This window comes from Ruegeria sp. AB9, from assembly GCF_056542585.1.
The window spans coordinates 247,026-266,968 of the sequence record NZ_JBQGAA010000004.1 but is presented as its reverse complement, the minus strand read 5'-3'; the positions used below and the strand labels follow the sequence as shown (position 1 = coordinate 266,968).

The following is a 19,943-nucleotide window of genomic DNA, read 5'->3' as shown; positions in this document are numbered from 1 at the left end:
CACCAAAAGTGTCGCGGGGTGGAGCAGTCCGGTAGCTCGTCAGGCTCATAACCTGAAGGTCAGAGGTTCAAATCCTCTCCCCGCAACCAAAAATACCTACATAATTACAACGCACTAACGCACCAATGGACGTTTCTTGTGTTCAGGACTGTCGCGCCCGGTGCTACAGCGGTGCTACGCTACACAGCAAAGAACAGCGCCTTACGTCCAGCGAAGCTGACACATCCCCAAGTCCGATTCTCTCTAATTTGAAACGCGACGTGGCTTCACCGTCAGTGCTGTCAGCACCGTCAGCCAAAACGGAAGCGAGCAGTTGGATCTTCTTGAACTGATCCATCCCGTGTGTGTTGGCGTCAAAGCCCGGATGGCACCATAAAAACAGGGACTACGCTAGAACGTGGCCCCTGTCGTCGCTAACGTCTGGTAGTGTTAACCTGTAACGCCGACTTGTGGGCAGTTCTTCGCCTGCATAGCTTTCGTGATGGCTTCGTAGTTCCCCTTGGCCGCCGCCAATTGGTTGGCATGATCTTGGGTGGCAGCCATTGCTAACGCGGCAGGCCAAAACAGAACCAGTGTCACGCCCGTAATGACCGCGTCATCCGTAGCTGATTTCTTCTGGTCTGCGGTCAGTTTGTTTACGTTGCTTGCGATCTGGTTGCGCTCCGCGTGCAATTGTTGGCACGAACGACCATCGAAGATCGCCGGGCTAACATACGTGGCACCGACCTTATCTGGGGACTGCGCGCAAGCAGCGACAAAAGGCAACAAGGAAGCGGCATAAAAAAACTTGCGCATGAAATACTCCTTAAATACATGCGATTACGGTGCGGATTGAACACTGGAATGAGGCTTCACTATGGCAACCTCATTCCTTGTTTATAAAAATGTCGGATTCGCCAGCGGGCGGTATGCACCCTCTTCACATCCTCAATTCAATCACCCGCATTCCTGCTTTTCCTTCCCGACTGAACACGATGTTCACACCCTGACGCCGCAACACCGGCTGAACCCTGCGCAGCGCTGCACCAAACCGCGCCTCGGATCGGGGAAAGCTCTGGCTGTCCTCTGTCAGCGCAGGAAAGCGGTCCCGCAAGGTTTGCTTAAGCTCGGTTGCCGTCCCGTTCCACTGCTGCCGCCCATTCATCAGTGACAGAATTGCCAGTGCGACCGGGTTGGCCTCGACAGCGGCTTGATCGCTTCGGGCACGATTTGCCGCGTAGGAGTCCAGAAATGCGCCCTGAGTCCACCCAAGCGAGTCTTCGGCTGCAACGACCCATTTTGCGAAGTCGGCCATCCTAGGGGCCTCTGAGAGGCTCACAGAGTCAATCCGCCCCAATGCGCAGGAGACCGCATCCAACAGCGCACCCAAGATGAAGGGTTTGGCCTTGGCAAAGTCGCGATTGAACGCGCCCAAGGTTTTGCGCTTGCCGGGTGGAATGACCGGCAGGTGAATGCCTATGGACCGATCCGCCAGATCAGGCCGCGCCGCCAGATCGGGAATACCGTTCAGCAGGCAGGGCCGCGTCGCGTTGAACAGTACCTCGTCGCTATCGGTGTGCAGCTTTCGGGTGCCAAAGCCGCCACCCGTAGCTATCCGGCAGAAGGCGTCCGCCATCATTGGGCGGATGGTCGAGAGATTGTCAAAGCTCAGAACATGATTGTGCATCGCGGCAATGACCAAATCCTGCTCGGAATTGGGTGTGCTTCGGGTGCTTGGACTGGATGGGTCAATTAGATCACGTAGGGTTTGCGCAGTGGTGCTTTTGGCGCTGCCCTGTTCGCCCGACAGGATCAGGATAGGGTAGGGGCCCTTGGGGTGGAAACATCCCAGAACCCATGCCACCAGCATGCGGAAATCATCTTCGCTTTCCACATTCAGAAAATCGCGCAGCAACTCGATGCCATTCTCATGCCGTTCCGGCACTGGCAGCGCCTGCATGGCTGGCGAGCGCCGAAACCGCGCGGGCGGGTGGCTGACCACCTGCCAGCCCTCGGACGTGATCGCTACAGCCTGCCAGTCCTTGTCACCAAGGTCGAGATAGACCGTGCGCCCGATGGAGGCGATGCGGCTGGACACGGGGTAGGTCTCGCCTTCGAACCGCGCCACCCCTTCCAGCATCCGGCGTTTGTCATCCAGCGCGGCATTGGAGGGCGCTTTGCCTTCGGCCTTGTAATGGGCATAGGCCAGATAGTTGCGGAAGGTCGATGATCCGACAGGCCAATGCTCAAAGTGACCCTTGGCCCGTAACGTTACATAGGGCTCACCCTGCGGCGTGTTCCAAAGCTCAAGCCCATCCACCAGTGCCGCACTGCTATCGTTACGTATAGGTGCAGGTTCATCCCTATGTATAGGTAACGTACACGGGTCGGGGTTTTCCTTATGATACATAGGGGGATGCGGGTCATTGGCGGCAGGCTGAACCTTACTTGTAAGGTAGGCGGCAGTTGCATCCGGCAAATCACACGCAACGCTGTTTATCAGGGCGTCAATCTCGCCTAGCCCCCAACCTGCGGCAATGGCGTCGGCCACGTCCCAGCCCCTATGTATTGGTTTAGGGATCCGACTCGATGAATCATGCGCTTGAATCAGTGCGTCACTGATCGGCAGGATCAGAGGTGTCGCCCTATGTAATGTAACGAGCTCTTCGGCCAACTTAGCGGCATAGCTCTGTCCCGGCTCATCATGATCAGGCCAAATAATGACAGTACGGCCTGCCAGCGGTGACAGGTCAGTTTTTGCCAGCGCCTTGCTGCCTCCAAAACTGGTAGAGGCCAGATACCCCAAGCCCGTCAGAACATCGGCACACTTCTCCCCTTCAACCCAGATCACCGGCTGATCCGGGTTCGCCTGGGCGATCCGGTCTAGATGATAGACCGGGCGCAACTGGGGTGCTTTCCATGCGTCCTTGGTCACGTCGTAGGGCAGAAAGAACTTGCCCCTGCCGTTGCCCTCATAGCGATTGGCGACGAGCACAGGCGCACCCGTTCTGCTGCGATAAACATGCTGGGTATCAGCGACACCGGCTGTCGGGTGGCGAAGGTCGGGCAGCGCGCTCATGCCTGCACCCCCAGACGTTGCGCCAGTGCACGCGCGGCCTGTCCTTGCTGGACCCCGTTTAGATAGGCAAAAAGGCTGATGGCATCGCCGCCTTTGTCATCCGTGGCGAAGTCGGCCCACAGGCCGCTGTCGAGATTGATCCGAAACGATCCGCGCGACCGATCTGCGCGGGTTGGGTTCAGCGCCACCCATTCGCTCCCGATGATCCGGCCATCCGGCAACCATTCGGCCAGTAGAGTTTGCAGATTGATCCGGGCCAGTTCAGCAATGGCCGCGAATTCGATAGGCTTCCAATTACCAGTCATTTGCAACCACCTCCTGAAGACGCGCGATCTCGAACGCTTCTACATCTCCCATGCGATAGCGGACCAAGCGGCCAACTTTGACATAAGCCAGCGGATAGCGCTTGGTGCAGCGCCATGTGGCAAGGGTGGTTGTGGACACGCCGAGGCGTTCCGCGACTTGCTCGGGTTTAAGCAGGGTATCTGCCTGTTTTGCGATCATGATAACCTCCATCAATTTAGATCGATGAAGAGAAACCTAGAGAGCGATTGGACACGCCTGAACGCGTGAAGCAGGAAACAAAAAACACTTCCTACATAGGAAAACATGCCGGTTAACTGCCACATAATGTGGCGAAAAAATGTCTATATCACCCGCATTACCGTGACCACACGCGCACGCGTCAGGTCCGGATCAAGTTTTTGGCCGATCAAATGAATCGCATCTACAGCGGTTGCTTTGTTTTGCTTTGTGGCCGGATCGTAGCGGCCCGCATTAAAGGGGCGCATGGCGTTGCGCTCCCAATAGGGGCGAAAGGCGCGGGCTAACGCCGCAATCGGCTGGCTTTCGGTTTTCTTTGGCCTGCGAGACCAACGATCCAGATCGGCCTCATGATAGCTGCTTGGGGTGTCATGCTCGCCCAGAGTAACCGTTTCTGCGGTGGCCTTATGCAACAGTTCGAGAAACGCCGCGATATGGCCGATAGGATCGCCGGGACCAAATGCACCTTCGATCAGGTTTGCAATTCCGGCAGCACTTGGATCAGCCGATTGGGCCCATGTTTCCAGCGCGTCGGCCAGTTTCCCGGAACAGTCCGGCGAGCCTTGAAGCCGGGCGAGTTCAACAGAGACCGCATCCAGTTTATCCGACAATGCGGACAGGCGACGATATTCCTTTGCACCCGGCTTGCGTCGGCGCATGTTGCGGCGTTCGCGGATGTAGGCCCGCGCCGCTGCCTCTACCCCTGTCCGCAGGTCTTCAATGTCGGGATTGGGGGCGGCCATCAGCATCTCAAGTTCATACATGAACCGGGTATCATAGAGGCGGTGAAGTTCCGTCAAGAAACCGTGGCCCGCCATGAGGCGCAGCCAAGGCACGTTCGGCGTCGCATCGGTGTCGGTGGGAGTGTTGTCAGCCTGTTCCATGACGCAGCTTGTTCAGGAAAAGCCAGCAAAAAGCCAGAGGCTGACAGTGCAGACGGTGAAACTCGGTTTGGTTCATGCGATCCGGATTACGGGCATAGGGGGAATCGAGTGATCTGCCCTGCCTTGGTTGGTTCTAGCGGGAACGCCACCAAGCGGCCATTCGCTGCAGGTGCAAAGTCAACTGCGTAAGCTCAGGCTGTCAATGAAGCCCGAAGTCAATGAGTTCACTTAGCGAGCACCAACGCAGACATTCAGAAATGCCAACAGGTCCTTATTGTTGAACTTTAGTGACGCGAACTTCTATTCATGGCTTCAGATGTTTTTCGTTCGTTGTCACCCCTCAAATGCATATCGCAGAATTCAATTGTGACACCTGCGGCTGGCTGCAGAACCATGTCGAAGGGTTTAATCATATCCAACAGTTTGCCACCTCGATCCCGATAAACCTTGGTCTCAAAGTAAGGCGAAACGTTCTCACGGTAGATCGCAACCATTTCGCAATACCGCGAAAGAAGTAACAGATACTCCTGCAAACATTCCTTCAGTTTCGACGCGTTCGCTTCCTCGCTTTCTGGCCCGCCTAACAGAACGAGCCTAAGCGAAATAAGGCGCTCGTTTAACTTCAGTTGAGGTCTATCAAGGTGCTCATCAATTTCCCGAAGCCATCCATCCAAAGCCCTCAATTGCCTGTCTTGCGACCTTTGTTCACGTTCGTTTTTAAGTGCTTCAGCCTGTAGCCTCAGACCATGTGCCACGGCTCCAAGCGCTACAAAGCTCAAAAGAGGAGCAGAAACTCCTCCAAAATACGTCCAGAACTTGACCCATTCACCCGGTTTTTCGGGGTACCCAACACTCAAAAGATAGGCGGCGGCTGCGATGACTATCATCATCAAACCAGCAAAGAGGTAAGCTAAAATCCTCATCTGAATCCTTTTCAATTCTTATCTTGTTAAGGTTCTTCTGGGTCGGTACCTACAAATTCGCTAGATATTCTCGACGCCTCCCCATAGTGAAATTATTAAGTCTTAACTTTTCCGACGCGAGTACGCTGGTCTTTGTCATGTGGAAGAACCACATCAATTGAAAAGGTGAGGCGAGATACACTTTCGTTTTTCGTCTCAGCCTTGCCCCCTAGTGAGGCGTCTACCACCCAGATTTTAGCCTTCGCCTCTCCGCCGCCAGACCTCTCATTGGTAGCCGAAACCGCAATATCGAACTCAAGTTTGGTACGGGGGGCAACAAATACCGTTTTTCGTTTCCCGCCGACTGTTTCCTTGGTGTGAGTTCCAGGGTTTACCAACCCGCCGGAATCCTTGATTTCCCCATCCGCCTCAGCAACGGCCGATGAGATGTCGGAAATTGCCCCAACAATAAATTCTTTTAAATCCATAGCTTCAATATGCCCCCTATTGCCGATTGTTGAATTCCCACTAAAAACCAGCTTTTCGAAAGCTGGCACTGGAGGGACTAAGTAACGCCGGGCATCCCATTCTATTAAGAACATGCCTCATAGTGTTTTGCGGAATTGGGTTTCTTGGGCCCATCGTGATCGAAGAAATGGCAAGTAAATCTATGTCCAACTCTACTTTTGGAGAAATTATCCCATTGCTTTCTCTCAGACTCACCTCTCCCAAGTCTTCGGGTCGGCTAACTAAAAATAGCCGATACTCGTTCTCTTCTTCAAAGGCCGGGTTCTTCGCCAAATACATACTTTGGACCGCTTCTTGTGTTTTCTCCGGCCTGACCCGGCCCGAGAAACCAGCACCCGCTTTCGTTTCCTCGTATTCGGAGATGTAGTCATCAAAAGCCTGAGACATTTTCTCTTTGCAATCAGAACTCAGTGTACTGTTGTAGGACATCTTTTCGAACCGAAGGCTCGGGAGTTTTTTGTTTTCCCGCAGTACAAGATCTCGAATTGAAGACTCGAAAAAACTTACGCAAAATCCGGCACCTTCGTCCGCGTAGCCTCGCCACTGGCTAAGTAGGTCTTCTTTGCCGGAGAAACACATTCCTAGAGCGAAATGGTCAAGTAAGGACATTCTCGCTACGAAACGAGCTGCTCGTTTTTTGACGCTGTCTCGCTCCAAGACACCAAAATCGATGCTCTCGACAAACCGTTCCAATGCCCACTTTCCCTCTAGCGAGTCGTTTGAGAGACTAAGATCCGTCAGCCACAATTTTTTGTTTTCAAGAATGTTCTTCAGTACGTTCGCCGAACAATAGTAGTGAATTTCTGCGGCTTTTGATCGTTGATCGTTTGTCATAGACGCCCACCTGCAGTAGCCGGCCCGCTCGATCTGTGACCGCGCAGCCCATTTTTCCAAATGCCGGTAACGTCCTCTAGAATATCTTGCACAGTCAAGGGCATAGCCTGCGGCATTTACGGCAGCCCCGAGGTCCTTGCCCTCGAACTGACACACCCTGACCCAACGATCATAGGTGCGCTCGCCGTTCAGATCGCAGTGAACGTTCTTACCGTCGGGATAAGCCACCATCCAGTACTTTGCCGCTTGCCCTGACTCGGTGTTCAACTCGGGCACAACGACGCCATTCAAGCGTACAGCCGTGCCGTCGAGAATAATGGTGTTGGCGCCTCTGAGGTAGGTTTTCTATGGTTTTCAAGTTTCCTACACTTTCTGTTTTTTCCAGTAGAAAACTTTAAGGAATGATTGTGTCAGAGGAGCTTCTACCCGAAGTCGTTTGAATGTCCGCTTTTTGGTAAATGACAAGCAAGAATAGACCCCATGTTCCACACAGGTTTGTATCTTAATTGCCTGATTTGAGGAAAATGACCAACGGCAGGTAAGGGCTCTTTCCGCCCTAAGTTGCTTTCGAAAACATCAACTCGGTCGCTTTGTCTACGCTCTCCCGGACCGGATCAAGGTTCAGTCGTGCATAGATTGCGGTAGATTGCTGCGACCGATGCCCAAGTGACTTCCCAATGATGTAACCATTGGCCCCGGTTGCCGCCTGATAGCTGCCCAAGGTGCGGCGCAAGTCATGAATGCGCAGGTTGTCGATTCCAGCTTCTTCTAGAATCCGGCTCCACGCCTTCTTGGGGTCCGCAAGATGGCCGCTCTTGCCCGAACCTTCGAACACATAGGGGCTGTCCGACTTTAGTTTTCGTTCGATTAGCAGTTCAATTGCCTGCTGGGGAAGGTGAACAATCAGCGGGTCAGCGTTCTTGGTTTCCTCAATCCGCCATGTCGCCGATTGAAAATTGATATCCTTCCACATCATCGCCAGAGTGTTTGACTTTCGCGCACCTGTGAGAAGGGAAATCATGAAGAAATCCCGCGCGGCTTCGTTGGGTTCATTTGCCAGCGCCTCGAAGAACCGGGGCAGTTCGTCAGGCTGCAAGAATCTGTCGCGGCTTTGTTCCCGAAACTTTTTGATGCCGACAGCGGGGTTCACACCCTTCCACCCCCATTCAATGGCCTTGTTGAATATGGAGCGAATACGTTCAAGCAAACGATTGGCCTGATACAAGCCGTTGTCCTTGCCGATCTTTGCATGAAGCCTTTCTACCTCAGACCGATCAATGCTGGATATCTTTCGGCGGAACCAATGCGACAGATATTTGTTTACTTCCCGCTCGTCGTATTTCCACGACTTCTTATGCAACTTGGAATACTTGTCCATGTATTCGGCAAAAAGCGCCCCAAAAGTCATTTCATCCCGTATGGCCTTTTTCTCTTTCTGAGGGTTCGCCCCAGACGCGATGCCGCCTTTGGCCTTTGCTGCCGCCTTGCGGGCCTGTTCCACGGTCATGTCAGGAAATTTGCCAAGCAACAGGCGTTCGGGTCGCCCTTCGATCCGTTTGTATAGATAAAAGCTCTTTGATCCTGCTGCCGTCACCGCCAGTATCAACCCCGCTTCCCGTTCGTCATAGTAATAGTCCCGCGATCCTATCTTGGCGGCGGGGGCTTTCGAAAGGGCTGCTTTGGTGAAGTTCAAACGGTGACTGGCCACGGTATATCCTTTAGGTGTTTTGGTGCTACCGAAAGTTGATGGTGCTACATTGGTGCTACACCGGAGAGCAATTTTGGACAATGTGGAGAATGCTTACAACAAGCCAAGTCATAGGTAACATATTGATAAATAATACAAGAAATAACTTTAGCAAATAACAGCAAACATACGACAATGAGGCTCATAACCTGAAGGTCAGAGGTTCAAATCCTCTCCCCGCAACCAAACTCCAACACAAAAACAACACGTTACGCGCCGACTCACGGCGGTGTTGCTATTTACGACACCCCCACCGGAAGCACTCTGGAAACAAGCGGATGAGGTGACCGCCATAACGATGTCACCATTCTCTTTTCTTATATTGTTGGTTTCACCGAGATGTCGACCAAGCTGTCTCCGGCGGATGGTCGTGGACGCAAAGTGAGCCATTGTTTGTTTGCATTGCCAAGTGCTACCTCCACTGCCCGGAGGAGAGGGGTTCGGCCTGGGACAACAGAAATTCACCGTTTGAAGATAATGGTCTCTCAATCGGCGCGGTGATGCAGAACAGGGATTCGATGCGTTGTGGTGTTTCGAACCTGACGGTTGGGTTGTTTGGCTCTGGGAAATGCCTTAGAAAAAATGTCCAAATCTTGCCAAAAATCCACGTAATTCGGTGTGTTTTACCGTGATTTCAACGGGTTCAGCAATTTTGTCGGAGTGAGGCACAAAATGGAAATTTCGCCTTGTATTCCCGTCGCTTGCAAGGATATACCCGTCGGCGGAGACGTGGCCGAGTGGTCGAAGGCGCTCCCCTGCTAAGGGAGTAGGCCCGGAAGGGTCTCGAGGGTTCGAATCCCTTCGTCTCCGCCATCTATCTTCTTCGATGTTTCTGTCCGATACCACACGGACCCAAATCGGGTTTCCTTTGATGGCTTGTCCGAATTCGGGATCGCTTTTCTCCAAGAGATCCGAACGCTACACCCGCGCCTTGTGTCTCACGCATATGGGTACCCTTCATCTTTAGGGCAGCCTCGATATACTGCAGAACAAGAGTAATACCTATCTGAAAAACCGGTCACGATCCGGTAACGCCCTCATGCGAATCGTTGTTCTGTCGAATAGGAGAACAACATGCCGCAACATACTGTTCCGTCTGATCCGTGGCAGGACCTTGAGAAACGCTTTCATGGCGTCGTCCGGGATCGGCACCGTTCTAACGCGCAGATTGGCACCCAAGAGAGGATCGTCAAGGACCACAATGGTGAATCAGACTTGTTTGCCGGAACTTGGCCCACGAATTTTTCGAAGGGGTTGCGGCATGACGAAAACGGTATTGTTAATGCGCAGGTTTACACTGAATTTCTGGAAGAGGTGGCTGACCCAACCTGCACCGACAATTATGGAAACAGGCTGGCTCTGTTTGATACACCAGCCTATTCCGGGCCCTTCCGCACCACGCCGTCAGAGGGTGGTGAATTTAGATGGCGTGCGTGGGAAGGGCCAATCCTGGGTCACCGGTTGGGTCTGAATAGTTCGGATGCAGGTGGATTAGGTATCGCTCCGGCACCCAGACTTGGGTCAGATGAACTGGCGGCGGAGATGGCCGAAGTCTATGCAATGGCCTACTTACGAGATGTGTCGTTTGAAACCATTCGAGACGGTGCAGAAGAATCTGACAAAGTTGTTGGTGCCCTCGGCCAGTTGGAATGGTTTCGCGGCGACGGTTGTCCAAAGGATGCCAATGGCACCGAGATCGGAAAAGTACCTTCGGCACGTCGGGTTCGGGACGGCGAGGGTCTGTCTCCTCAGACTTTGTTTCGCGGCTCCAGCCAAGGCTGTGCGCAGGGGCCTTACCTGTCGCAGTTCCTTGTACAGGGACATGACCCGCTGACGTCAGACGGTGCGCACGAGCAAAGACGGCGTTTGGCACAGACAACACCAACCGTGGTAATGCCGTTCGATGCGCTGCGGCTGGACCAGAGGATCGCGCCTCAGGCTGTTGGTGTGGATTATCTGCGGGACTGGGCTGAGTGGCTGGATGTTCAAAACGGCGCCGACACAACCGGTGAACAGGCCTTTGAGACGTGTGGTCCGAAATTCATTGAAACGCCACGCGATCTGGCGACCTATGTCCATTTCGACACGATTTATCAGGCTTTTTTCAACGCCTGCCTGTTGATGCTCGCTCGAGGTATTGAAACAGATGAGGGCCTGCCTGAAGCCAGGCGTACCTGTGCGTACGATGCGGGGGCCTCTTGGGGTGGTTCTCATGTGCTGTCAATGCTGGCGGAAACCGCGACCCGGGCATTGCGGGCTGTGAAACATCAGACTTTTCAGGTGCACAACCGGGCCCGCCCTGAAAAGCTGGGCAGTATTGCAACTCTGGTGGCGAATGGTCATGGCGCGGTGCTTGGGGCAGCTGAACCGTTTGCAGCCGCCCATCTTGAGAAATTGGAAAGCGCTGATTGCGAAGGCTTCAGTCTGTTGAATGCCATTGCTGCCGCGCCGTCCATTAGACGGTTCGCGCACAGCACAGTTTCCCATAAAGGACTGCCTCAGAACGACCGCAACTTGCTGTTGCCAATTGCGTATCCCGAGGGCTCGCCGATGCACCCGTCTTACGGGGCGGGGCACGGGGCTGTTGCCGGGGCGTGCGCCACCCTGCTCAAGGCGTTTTTCAGGACCCATGCCCGGGACGGTTCCCGGGTGTCTTTGGCGGATGCGGGTATGCCGCGCGTTTTTGTACCGGCTTCGGGTGGCAAAACACTGATTGATTCCGTGCGGCCAGATGACAGCGCGGCAAAGCTGACGCTGAACGGCGAATTGAACAAGTTGGCTGCGAATATCGCAATCGGACGCAATCTGGCAGGGGTTCATTTCTACAGCGACTATTTCGACAGTGTCCGGATGGGTGAACGCGTCGCAGTCGGCATGCTGGCCGAGCATATGGCGAAATTCCCGGACTCTGCGAAAGTGTCGCTCGAAACGTTTGATGGAGATCGCCTCAGCGTTGTTGGTAATCGCTCTTCCGGAAGTGAAATCCACATTGTGAACAGTACACCTGAACTGTGGTGGACCCGCCATTTGCCTGAACAGGCGGGCTGGAAAGGATGACGGTGTCGGTCACTGTGGAAGGTCGTCCTTCATGATGTTGTCATGTTCGTCACCAAAGCCGATGCCTCAATTGGAAACAAAGCCACGTTGGCATCAATCTCCGACTATCCATCCTTGTGTTTCTGAAGCCCAACGGTGTTCGCTGATGTCTGTTTTCCAATCGCCGGGACTTGCCGATCAAGGCGCGAACAAGGCTGCCCTTTCAGCGTGGAACTCGAACATTCATGACATCTTTGACAGGCATGGTGTCAGCCCGTTTCTGGTCATGGATCCGCGTGACATAGAGTCGGGGAAGCCTTCGAATGGGTTCAGATGGCTCGCCAATCCGCGTGAGCCGCAGGATTGTCTGGGAGAAGAGCTGGCGGCCCGCCTGTCTGACCATGGCTGGTCCAGTAGGGTTGAACTGCATAACGAATACCTGGAATACGCGCTGGTGACGCGGCCCGATGCCAGCGGCAGAATGCGTCCGAAGCGTTTTGTGGCCACAACCGAGTTGATGGAATGGTGGCGAACCATGGCGATGTTCGACCTCGACCACTTCCTGTCGGTGGTCGCATCCGTTTCCGGGTGTGTGTATTCCTGCGAGGACCTGTTCGAGGTTTCGCGATCGGGGTGGAAATCGATGGATGTTTCCGAGCGCGCGGCCCGTTTCCACAAAAGGCTGGTTGGTGAGGATTACGCAAATCCGCCGGAACACCCATTGAATATCCGACATGTCCTGTTTTTGGCCAAAGATACAAACAGCCTGGTCGATCTGATCCAGACTATGCACTTTTCCTCGTTCCCGTACTTCGTGAATGACGGCGAAAGCAGGCGGCGTGCGCGACTTGAAGAAATGCTCGATTTCGCGAACCGGCAGGATCTGTATTGCCGGCATGCCGGGGCTCGCTTGGCGAGAGAAACATTCGAACTGGCCGTCGGGAAAGGCGGTACGTCACCAACAGGCCAGGCAATGGCATTCTCTGATCCGTTGGGGCTCTATATTCAGGCATTCCATGTTTCAGAACTATTTTTGGGTGAGGACAACGTGCCTTCGGATTGGGTGCGATATGAGCGCGGTGAGCTGGGAATGCCCATGCGGCTCGAATTCGGGCCTGCCGACGATGATCCCCGGTTTTTGGACGATATCACGCTGGGAACAGGCGCATCGGCGCGACCTGTCTCGGGCTATGCACTCGCCAGCCTGATCGAGGTTGGCCCCCTGATTACAGTTGCCGCCAAGTCACGTGCAATCACCCGTGTCGAGTTTGTCGAAATCCCGGATGTTGATCCGGGGCCGTTTGTCTGCGGTTTACCCGAGACCCAACGTTGCAAGCAGATCTCGGAGTTTGCGGACCGTTGCGAAGCAGAGGCTTGTGTCGACATCACGGTTATTCGCGAAAACAAGAGCTGACGAGCGCTCAAACCGGTACGGCTTTGACCACTGGCAGAGGGATTTCTGGCGCGGTCATGTCAAAAATCGCGATCGGACGACCGGCGACTTTGCTTGCCGCTGTCAAAACCGAAGCCAGCGTAGGGTCGGGCTTGTCCATACCCGCCTCGTTGAACGGTGTTGTCGGCGCTACGGGCCGGTCATTCTGCGCGCCGCGATACAATCGGAACAATAGTGCCTGATCAGCATCCATGCCGTCATCCGTTACGCCGTTATGATCAAGCATCACCATGTTGCGCCAGGACACCACCGCCTCGGATGCCGCGTGCCAGACGCCCTGTGCCAGATCGGCGGAAAAGGCCGTGCCGTAGGTTGGCCTGCCACCATCCCAATCTGTGCAAACCGCGCGCAGCAAAAGGCCGATTTCCGGAACTATGTGGATGTGAATGCTCAGTTGCCGCAAGTGGGTGTTCAGCCAGTGCGTCAAATCTCTGGGCAGCGCTATTCTCGGCAAAAGATAGTCAAACCTTTGTGAACCAAGAGTGTGCTCCAGACACTCCAACGCTGCCCACAGGGCAGCGGCCTCGTGCGTTGGACCGGCAGCGGCACCTTTTGAAGTGACCTTTCCGTCACTGCCCGGCGCACCCAGTGCAAGCGCGTCGTTTGGCATCACATGGGATGCGCCGTCTGATGCGATCAGGCTTGCGCGGGATTTGGGCGCCTCTGCGCTGTATTGCAAAGCATAGCGTTCTATCGCTTCAAACCCGGCCATCCGCGCTGCCTCTTCCTTCGTGCGGGCGGTACCGAAAGACACCCGGTGGCTCATCCCGCCTTTGGGTGGCTGAGTCCCGTTGCGCAATTCGATCATGCGAAAGGCCGCATGGATTGGCGCGTCTTTGGGGAAATCGGCAAACGAGGGTTTGGAAATTAGCCGAGCAGATTCAGCACTTTCAATCAACGCATCGGTCATTTTCGTTTCCGGATAATCATGTAACCGGTTATACAAATGAGCACTGTTGTTTGAGAAGGAGATTTTACATGGCTCGTTTGACATTAGATCCACAGTTTTCGCTCAAAGATCTGGGATGCGAAGTTCTCAGGGCGGCACGGGGTCGTGCGCTTGACCGAAAGGAAATGGAGGATGAAGCGGAAGCTAAGATCCGCGAGATGATTGCCGACAAAGAGGGGCGCGATGTTCAATTTGTCTACGACGATGAAAAATTGATTAACATCATAATCCCGGATTTGAAGGGTAAAGTCACTGAAGAAAATTCCGACTATGAATCCTGGTGTGATGATTTCGCGTACGAAGCGATGGGTAGTATTGTTATTTTTGGTTGCGGATCCTGACCGCGACATCCAAGCTTGCCTGAGGGCTTTTTGTGACTAAGGCAAAAGACAAGATTTTCCTGACCGGCCCGTTTCAGGTGATATGCAATGACGGTCAGGATGCCACACCACGCGGCACCAAGGCGAAGGCGCTTCTTGCCTTGGTGTTATTGTCTAAAAATACTGTTCGCAGCAGGACATGGTTGCAGGACAAGCTGTGGAGCAAAAGCTCTCCGGCTCAGGGGGCAGCCTCACTTCGAAAAGAATTGAGTGTCCTGAGTAAACACCTGGCAAAATTTGATCTCGATTTCTTAGAGGTTGATCGAGAGAAGGTATCAATCGATCTGAAGGCGCTAGAGGTCGACCTGTTCGACGAACCGCTTCAACCGGATCGCGCCGAACTTCTGGAAGGGTTGGATGTTGCTGACCCCGAGTTCGAGGATTGGCTTGCTGTGGAACGGCAGGCCTATTGGGACATCGGGTTCGATGAGAGCACCGCTGCCCCGATAGGTGGACGAGGGCCATCCCATTGGGGGCGTCAACGGCCGGCCATTGTCGTAGAGCCGATGGAGGTGGTTGGTGAAAACCACAATGTTGCCGTGGCGGCAGCCTCAATAAGGGATGAGTTGCTTTTCTTGCTGGGGACATTGTCCGATGTCATCGAACTGCGCGATGCGCGCAGGCAGGAAGGGACCATAGATGGTTATGTTCTGAGTGGCAGTGTCGTTGGAGCCGAAGGTTTACGGGTGGCCGCCCAGTTGACGTCAACCGTGGATCAGGTGTGCCTTTGGACCGAACGGTTCCGGTTTCGTGAACAGGATACATTTGACGCCGTTGAAGAGATTGCGATGAAGGTCGTTGAGGCGTTACAATTGCGCTTGCGCGATGGCCATTGGTCCGACATTTGGTCCGCGCGGGGCACATCCACTGAAGTTTGGACGGCGTTTCAGAACGGGCGGATTCAGGAAAGCCTCACAACACAAGATGGCCTGTTTCGTGCCATCCGACAATACGAAGTCTGTTTGCAGCGCGATCCGGATTACCTACCGGCGCGCATTGCAATCGGCTTCTGTCGGTTAGATTTAATTCGTTTGGGCATGGACGATACGCCGGTTCAAACGCTGGCCATTGTCGAAGCCGATTGCGTCGCCTTACGGGAGACGCATCCGACAGATCCCTATTGTGCGGCACTGGAAGCCTTTACCCACAATGTCGCAAACCGAACCGCTGAGGCGTGTGAATTGATGCGCAAGGTGCTTGAGCGGTTTCACAGCAGCCCCGAATTACTGGGATATTATGGCGTGTTGTTGATGTATGATGACCGGTTGGAAGAAGGAATATCAGTGTATCGGCAAGCGCTTGCCCTGACGCCGCACCCGCCGATTTGGATAGAGGCAAACCTATCCATGACCTTGGCTTTGTCCGAAGACAAAGCAGCTTGGCAACACGCGCACAATGTACTGCGCGTTGACCCCGGTAGTGTGCGTGCGCGGGTCGTGCTCTGTATGTTGTCCGCTGCTGCCGGAAATCACTCTCTGGCGCGCCGACATGCCCGGCAGATTCTGGAATTGCAGCCGGGCTTTACCGCCGAGCGCTGGGCGTGGCCGGGCTGTTTCAAAAACAAAAAACACTATGAAGAAGGCGTGCGGCTTTTGTCAGCGGCTGGATTGTGACGAGGTTTTAAGCTCCTTCCAGAACCTTTCGGGCAACACGAAAACACTCCAGTGCCTGCGGAACGCCGCAATAAATCCCGACCACGTGGATAATGGCGCGGATTTCCTCCTTAGTCACACCGTTGTTAATGGCACCCCGGCAATGGATTTCCCATTCATGCATTTTCCCCAGCGCGCCGATCATGGACAGGTTCATCATCGACCGGGTCTTGGCGTCGATCACATCGTCGCCCCAGCCAAAACCCCAGCACCATGCCGTCATCGCCTCCTGAAACGGGCGGGTGAAGTCATCGGCGGCGGCGAGGTTCTTTTCCACATACTCCGCACCCAGCGTGTTTTTCCTTTGTTCCAACCCTTTCAGGAACAGGTCTTCGTCAAAAATGTCGGCCATTGCGGGTCTCCGGTGTGTCAGCGTGTCAGGCGGTAATTGTAAAGGTGATCGTAATGCGGTTTCATCCGGCGGTGCACCTGTTTCACCCGGTCCGGCGCGTCCGTGATGTCGATATGCTTGCGCGGTTGCGGGGCTAGACCGGTTGATTTCGCAAGGTTGCCATGGAACGATCCACCATCCCACCAACTGTGCGCGGACGGATCCCCGCCCGGTTCCCAGGTCAGCGCTTCTTCGATGAAAGGAATTTCCACTGCTTCGCAAATCGCACGGGTCATGCCATGTGGGTCTTCCAGAAGGTCATCGCTGTCGATCACCGGAGGCGCTGTACCGTTCAGCGCTGTCAACAGATCGAACAGGGCACGCTGTTCGGGAAAGCCAACCTCGCCTTCGGCAAAGTCAGGCCATTGCTTGTACATTGAAGTGATGGTTTTGGCCGGGTCCCGGATCAGGAAGGCATGGGAGAAATGCGACAGGAACTCGGCGTCCCACATGTGGTTGATGTAGTGCGGGAAATCCTTGAGGAAGACCGGCCCCCTTTTTGCGCGCTGCTGAATATCCTGCCACACGCTGTCCAATGTCAGGCCCGGCGTCGTCACATCTCCCGGTTGGAACCGATGCCACAGCGGATCTTCGCCCTGATACCACGCCTCGCCAAAGGGTTCGTGCAGACAGTCCAGATCGCCCCGTTGCCGCATCATCCATTCAAACGCTGTCGAAGTGGATCGCGGAACAGCCCAAAGCGCGAGGATTTTGTGCATGGTCATGGCCTTTCGAAAAATTAAAGACGTCTCAGCAATTGTCCGTGCGGTGTGTCGGGTGCGATACCGAGGGATTTGAAGATGCGCCAGTAAAGCGCAATGTCGTGGCCGATCACCGGTTTACCCAATGCGGCCTCCAGCATTTCGACCAGATGCAGCGGGCGCTGCGGCAGGCCATCAGGCCCCGTGCGGAAGTTGCACATTCCATTGATCAGGATCGCATCGGCCTGCGGGGCCTTGTCGGCGACGTATTCAAAGCTCTTTAGCGCCAGATCTCCATCAAAGACCCAACGGCAGGAGTTGACCTCTTCCTGACTGTCGAACCAACCCTGGTCGTGGAAATTTCCGGCCCAGACCACATCAAACCCAGCCTCTTTCAGGAAGCCGACCGTGCCCTGCCACCATTCGGGCCAGTGATAGGCTGCGTTCAGGGCGACTTTCTCGACATTCATCTCGCGCAGGGCCTCGACCATGGCGTAGCCTGCCATGTGAAAGTGGATGCCATGCTTGTCGGACAGGTCTTCGCAGTGCTGCCTCACGCCCTTGACACCTAAACCACAGGCATGCACCCAGTTCGAGCCGACCTGACCGCAGACATCGACGCCGTTGCGGGACATGCAGTGCACGAAATCCTCGAGCATGCCGAAGTTCCGTTTCCGCTGATCCAACCCGTGCACATAGTCGGGCACATGCAGCATCCAGCCATGCACGCCGACGGTTTCGGGGCACATGCGCAGAAAGTCTGATGGCGCAGCATCGAAATCGAACGGGGGAGAGGTGAAGCCAACCTGATGGGGGAACAGTTTGTGCTCGGGGCGCCAGTCTTCGGGCATCAGCATGAGATCACGATTCCTTTCACTGATCCACCGCCTCGCGCATCCATTGTTGCAGCCTTGCGATCGAGTGTTCGGACATCACACCGCAGCCGGGGTCCAGCACCAGCGGGCCGGGGCGATAGCCCCGCGATTTCAGGCCGCGGTGGACGGATTCTACAAGGCGAATGTCTTCCTCGACCGTTGTTTCCCGGTCCTGCACCGCCAGTTGCCGGATCACCGCACTTTCCGAACCGCCCTCGGTGTACCAGCCGCGCCAGACGGTGCAGTGATCGGCATCGTTTGCGCGCCAGTGATAAGTGTTCAGCACATTGCCCGGATAGCACTGGAACGAGAACATCGGCCACAGGAACCAAGATTGGTACTCACCCGCACGAGGGACTGACAGGTCGATGGGATAGGTCATCTTGTCGAGGCTCTGGCACTCGGTCATGTGCCGCAGCACGTACCCGCCACCTGCGTCGGGCTGAATGTCGTAGGTCTCGGGCTTGACCACGCCTTCGGCAAAGGTCGGGTGATTGGTCGGGCAGTGGTAGCATTCCGAGTAGTTCTCGATGCTGACCTTCCAGTTGCAGTTTTCCGGGATCTCGACCCATTCCAGCGGTTCCAGATCGTCGATATGCGGAACAAAAGCGCGGATTTCCTCGCGCACGCCAGGGTACCATTCGTCCATCGGGGCGGCGTCATCGTCGAGGTTGACGAAGATGAAGCCGTTGAACACTTCGGTCCGGACCGAAGTCAGGCAGATCGCGCTGCGGTCGAAACCGGGGACGGATTTGATATTCGGACCTGCGCGCAATTGGCCGGACAGTTCATAGGTCCAGGCGTGATAGGGGCAGACCACGACGCGGGTGTTGCCTGCGCCGGTGACCATCTCATGCGCGCGGTGCTGGCAGACGTTGTAGAAGGTGCGGATTTCTTCGTCGCGGCCGCGAATGCAGAACAGGTTTTGCCCGGCGATTTCGAAGGCGAAGTAATCCCCTGTCTCCCGAACTTGCGCTACGTGGCCCGCGAATTGCCATGTACGTGCCAGTAGTCCCTGCATCTCCTGCTCGAATATAGCAGGATCGGTATAAAAGCGTGCATCCAGTGAGTGGGTCAGGGGTGCGTTCATTCTGGCTCCTCCGCATAGATGCCAAGTTGGTGGCGGCGACGATGGAAACGTTCGACCCGTTCGACGATCTCGTCGCTGGACACCGCGATCACGAAGGACAGCAACGTTTCCAGCAATGCGATGGTCGAAACGGATGACGGGAAAAACTGCGGCGTGTCGGCTGCAACGACAAAGCCGTGATGGGCGTTCAGAATTACCGGGCTTGCCGGGCTGTCCGAAATGCCCACGACGGTCAAACCCTGTTGTCTGGCCAGCTTGATCGCCTCGATCACTTCAGTCCTGTACGGGTGGCACGTAATTGCGATCAACACGTCCTGTTTGTCGGCCCACGCCAGATCATCCACTGGGGTCGAGCCGGGCCGGGGGATGGCGTGGAACTGTTTCATTCCTGTGGACGCCAGATAGGTGAAGTTGCGCGCGTTCGAGTTGTTGACGCCCACGCCCAGCGTGAAAATCTGGCGGCAGTTCCAGATATCTTCGGCAGCGGATTGCAGGCGTGCGGTATCAATCCCGGCAAAGGTCTCTTCGATATTGCGGATCGCGGCGCCGATCATGTCGGCGTAAAGGCCACCCAGTTCACCGGATTTCGCGGTATCGCGGAGCCAGCGCGCGCGGTCCGGAAACGACACGCCGCTCTGGCGAATCGCTTCGCGGAATGGGGCGCGAAAATCCTCGTACCCTTCGAACCCAACTTGCCGGGCCATGCGGACGAACGTGTTGGGTTTGACCTTCGCCGCTTCGGCAATCTCGCGCACGGTTGAAACCCCAACGTCTGTTGGGTGTTCCAGCACATACCGTGCGGCTTTTTGCGCCTCGGGGGTGAGGGCGTCCCACTCCTGGCTCAGGCGGTCGAGAACGGATGATGATACATTTGTGTCATTCATGATTGACGATGGTACAAATGTGGAATTAGCCTGTCG

At 55.1% G+C, this 19,943-nt stretch carries 19 protein-coding genes and 2 tRNA genes; 6 read left to right on the top strand and 15 right to left on the bottom strand.

What is annotated here, in order from left to right; translation table 11 throughout:
- Positions 1–12 precede the first annotated feature (12 nt).
- Positions 13–89, top strand: a tRNA-Met gene (locus tag ACR0K5_RS12930).
- Between the two features lie 340 nt (positions 90–429).
- On the opposite strand, the gene ACR0K5_RS12925 is transcribed toward ACR0K5_RS12930, so the two are convergent.
- The 9 genes from ACR0K5_RS12925 to ACR0K5_RS12885 all read right to left on the bottom strand — a co-directional run bounded on the left by ACR0K5_RS12925 (position 430) and on the right by ACR0K5_RS12885 (position 8,457).
- Positions 430–795, bottom strand: a complete 366-nt coding sequence (locus ACR0K5_RS12925; RefSeq protein ID WP_480630053.1) for a hypothetical protein — start codon at positions 793–795, stop codon at positions 430–432.
- Between the two features lie 124 nt (positions 796–919).
- Positions 920–3,058, bottom strand: coding sequence for a hypothetical protein (locus tag ACR0K5_RS12920; RefSeq protein ID WP_480630052.1), 2,139 nt, complete (start codon positions 3,056–3,058; stop codon positions 920–922).
- Positions 3,055–3,363, bottom strand: a complete 309-nt coding sequence (locus ACR0K5_RS12915; protein WP_480630051.1) for a hypothetical protein — start codon at positions 3,361–3,363, stop codon at positions 3,055–3,057. The genes ACR0K5_RS12920 and ACR0K5_RS12915 overlap by 4 nt, the downstream gene beginning before the upstream one ends.
- Complete coding sequence (locus ACR0K5_RS12910) at positions 3,353–3,562, bottom strand: helix-turn-helix transcriptional regulator (protein WP_257600069.1); 210 nt, start codon at positions 3,560–3,562, stop codon at positions 3,353–3,355. Before ACR0K5_RS12910 ends, ACR0K5_RS12915 begins: the two co-directional genes overlap by 11 nt.
- 143 nt (positions 3,563–3,705) lie before the next feature.
- Positions 3,706–4,485 carry a hypothetical protein gene (locus ACR0K5_RS12905; RefSeq protein WP_480630050.1) on the bottom strand — a complete coding sequence of 260 codons (780 nt, stop codon included), beginning with the start codon at positions 4,483–4,485 and terminating at the stop codon, positions 3,706–3,708.
- A gap of 284 nt (positions 4,486–4,769) precedes the next feature.
- Positions 4,770–5,408 (bottom strand): hypothetical protein, encoded by a 639-nt coding sequence (locus tag ACR0K5_RS12900; protein WP_480630049.1) that lies wholly within the window; start codon positions 5,406–5,408, stop codon positions 4,770–4,772.
- A 95-nt stretch (positions 5,409–5,503) separates the two neighbouring features.
- Entirely contained in the window at positions 5,504–5,944 is a 441-nt protein-coding gene (locus tag ACR0K5_RS12895; protein WP_480630048.1) for a trypco2 family protein, read from the bottom strand.
- On the bottom strand, positions 5,916–6,980 hold the full coding sequence (locus ACR0K5_RS12890; RefSeq protein WP_480630047.1) for a DUF2971 domain-containing protein: 1,065 nt from the start codon (positions 6,978–6,980) through the stop codon (positions 5,916–5,918). The genes ACR0K5_RS12895 and ACR0K5_RS12890 overlap by 29 nt, the downstream gene beginning before the upstream one ends.
- A gap of 325 nt (positions 6,981–7,305) precedes the next feature.
- Positions 7,306–8,457 carry a tyrosine-type recombinase/integrase gene (locus ACR0K5_RS12885; RefSeq protein ID WP_480630046.1) on the bottom strand — a complete coding sequence of 384 codons (1,152 nt, stop codon included), beginning with the start codon at positions 8,455–8,457 and terminating at the stop codon, positions 7,306–7,308.
- 762 nt (positions 8,458–9,219) lie between these two features.
- Between ACR0K5_RS12885 and ACR0K5_RS12880 the strand changes: the two genes are divergently transcribed.
- From ACR0K5_RS12880 to ACR0K5_RS12870, 3 genes are all read left to right on the top strand, one after another.
- Positions 9,220–9,309: transfer RNA gene (locus ACR0K5_RS12880), tRNA-Ser, on the top strand.
- 261 nt (positions 9,310–9,570) lie between these two features.
- The gene (locus ACR0K5_RS12875) at positions 9,571–11,553 is read left to right on the top strand and encodes a phosphatase PAP2 family protein (RefSeq protein WP_480630045.1); all 1,983 of its coding nucleotides are present in this window, start codon (positions 9,571–9,573) and stop codon (positions 11,551–11,553) included.
- Positions 11,554–11,698: 145 nt separating this feature from the next.
- On the top strand, positions 11,699–12,946 hold the full coding sequence (locus tag ACR0K5_RS12870; protein WP_480630044.1) for a hypothetical protein: 1,248 nt from the start codon (positions 11,699–11,701) through the stop codon (positions 12,944–12,946).
- Between the two features lie 7 nt (positions 12,947–12,953).
- Here ACR0K5_RS12870 and ACR0K5_RS12865 read toward each other — a convergent pair whose 3' ends face one another.
- Entirely contained in the window at positions 12,954–13,895 is a 942-nt protein-coding gene (locus ACR0K5_RS12865; RefSeq protein ID WP_480630043.1) for a YcaO-like family protein, read from the bottom strand.
- Between the two features lie 68 nt (positions 13,896–13,963).
- Between ACR0K5_RS12865 and ACR0K5_RS12860 the strand changes: the two genes are divergently transcribed.
- Together ACR0K5_RS12860 and ACR0K5_RS12855 are read left to right on the top strand one after the other, a co-directional pair.
- Positions 13,964–14,275 (top strand): hypothetical protein, encoded by a 312-nt coding sequence (locus ACR0K5_RS12860; RefSeq protein ID WP_480630042.1) that lies wholly within the window; start codon positions 13,964–13,966, stop codon positions 14,273–14,275.
- Positions 14,276–14,307: 32 nt separating this feature from the next.
- Positions 14,308–15,927, top strand: coding sequence for a hypothetical protein (locus ACR0K5_RS12855; RefSeq protein WP_480630041.1), 1,620 nt, complete (start codon positions 14,308–14,310; stop codon positions 15,925–15,927).
- Between the two features lie 7 nt (positions 15,928–15,934).
- Here ACR0K5_RS12855 and ACR0K5_RS12850 read toward each other — a convergent pair whose 3' ends face one another.
- From ACR0K5_RS12850 to ACR0K5_RS12830, 5 genes are read right to left on the bottom strand one after another with little or no spacing between them, the layout of a single operon-like run.
- Positions 15,935–16,318, bottom strand: coding sequence for a carboxymuconolactone decarboxylase family protein (locus tag ACR0K5_RS12850; RefSeq protein WP_480630040.1), 384 nt, complete (start codon positions 16,316–16,318; stop codon positions 15,935–15,937).
- A 17-nt stretch (positions 16,319–16,335) separates the two neighbouring features.
- A complete protein-coding gene (locus tag ACR0K5_RS12845) occupies positions 16,336–17,082 on the bottom strand; it encodes a sulfotransferase-like domain-containing protein (RefSeq protein ID WP_480630039.1) in 747 nt (248 codons plus the stop codon).
- Positions 17,083–17,096: 14 nt separating this feature from the next.
- Positions 17,097–17,915 carry an aspartate racemase/maleate isomerase family protein gene (locus ACR0K5_RS12840; protein ID WP_480630038.1) on the bottom strand — a complete coding sequence of 273 codons (819 nt, stop codon included), beginning with the start codon at positions 17,913–17,915 and terminating at the stop codon, positions 17,097–17,099.
- Between the two features lie 16 nt (positions 17,916–17,931).
- On the bottom strand, positions 17,932–19,023 hold the full coding sequence (locus ACR0K5_RS12835) for an aromatic ring-hydroxylating oxygenase subunit alpha (protein WP_480630037.1): 1,092 nt from the start codon (positions 19,021–19,023) through the stop codon (positions 17,932–17,934).
- The gene (locus ACR0K5_RS12830) at positions 19,020–19,907 is read right to left on the bottom strand and encodes a MurR/RpiR family transcriptional regulator (protein ID WP_480630036.1); all 888 of its coding nucleotides are present in this window, start codon (positions 19,905–19,907) and stop codon (positions 19,020–19,022) included. Before ACR0K5_RS12830 ends, ACR0K5_RS12835 begins: the two co-directional genes overlap by 4 nt.
- Positions 19,908–19,943: the final 36 nt, after the last annotated feature.

Bases quoted from the DNA above. Each gene is read 5' to 3' on its own strand.
- ACR0K5_RS12890 (WP_480630047.1), bottom strand. From the start codon at position 6,980: ATGGTGGCTTATCCCGACGGTAAGAACGTTCACTGCGATCTGAACGGC.
- ACR0K5_RS12845 (WP_480630039.1), bottom strand. From the start codon at position 17,082: ATGACCATGCACAAAATCCTCGCGCTTTGGGCTGTTCCGCGATCCACT.
- ACR0K5_RS12925 (WP_480630053.1), bottom strand. From the start codon at position 795: ATGCGCAAGTTTTTTTATGCCGCTTCCTTGTTGCCTTTTGTCGCTGCT.
- ACR0K5_RS12830 (WP_480630036.1), bottom strand. From the start codon at position 19,907: ATGAATGACACAAATGTATCATCATCCGTTCTCGACCGCCTGAGCCAG.
- ACR0K5_RS12910 (WP_257600069.1), bottom strand. From the start codon at position 3,562: ATGATCGCAAAACAGGCAGATACCCTGCTTAAACCCGAGCAAGTCGCG.
- ACR0K5_RS12860 (WP_480630042.1), top strand. From the start codon at position 13,964: ATGGCTCGTTTGACATTAGATCCACAGTTTTCGCTCAAAGATCTGGGA.
- ACR0K5_RS12850 (WP_480630040.1), bottom strand. From the start codon at position 16,318: ATGGCCGACATTTTTGACGAAGACCTGTTCCTGAAAGGGTTGGAACAA.
- ACR0K5_RS12840 (WP_480630038.1), bottom strand. From the start codon at position 17,915: ATGCTGATGCCCGAAGACTGGCGCCCCGAGCACAAACTGTTCCCCCAT.
- ACR0K5_RS12905 (WP_480630050.1), bottom strand. From the start codon at position 4,485: ATGGAACAGGCTGACAACACTCCCACCGACACCGATGCGACGCCGAAC.
- ACR0K5_RS12870 (WP_480630044.1), top strand. From the start codon at position 11,699: ATGTCTGTTTTCCAATCGCCGGGACTTGCCGATCAAGGCGCGAACAAG.
- ACR0K5_RS12835 (WP_480630037.1), bottom strand. From the start codon at position 19,023: ATGAACGCACCCCTGACCCACTCACTGGATGCACGCTTTTATACCGAT.
- ACR0K5_RS12875 (WP_480630045.1), top strand. From the start codon at position 9,571: ATGCCGCAACATACTGTTCCGTCTGATCCGTGGCAGGACCTTGAGAAA.
- ACR0K5_RS12920 (WP_480630052.1), bottom strand. From the start codon at position 3,058: ATGAGCGCGCTGCCCGACCTTCGCCACCCGACAGCCGGTGTCGCTGAT.
- ACR0K5_RS12915 (WP_480630051.1), bottom strand. From the start codon at position 3,363: ATGACTGGTAATTGGAAGCCTATCGAATTCGCGGCCATTGCTGAACTG.
- ACR0K5_RS12900 (WP_480630049.1), bottom strand. From the start codon at position 5,408: ATGAGGATTTTAGCTTACCTCTTTGCTGGTTTGATGATGATAGTCATC.
- ACR0K5_RS12865 (WP_480630043.1), bottom strand. From the start codon at position 13,895: ATGACCGATGCGTTGATTGAAAGTGCTGAATCTGCTCGGCTAATTTCC.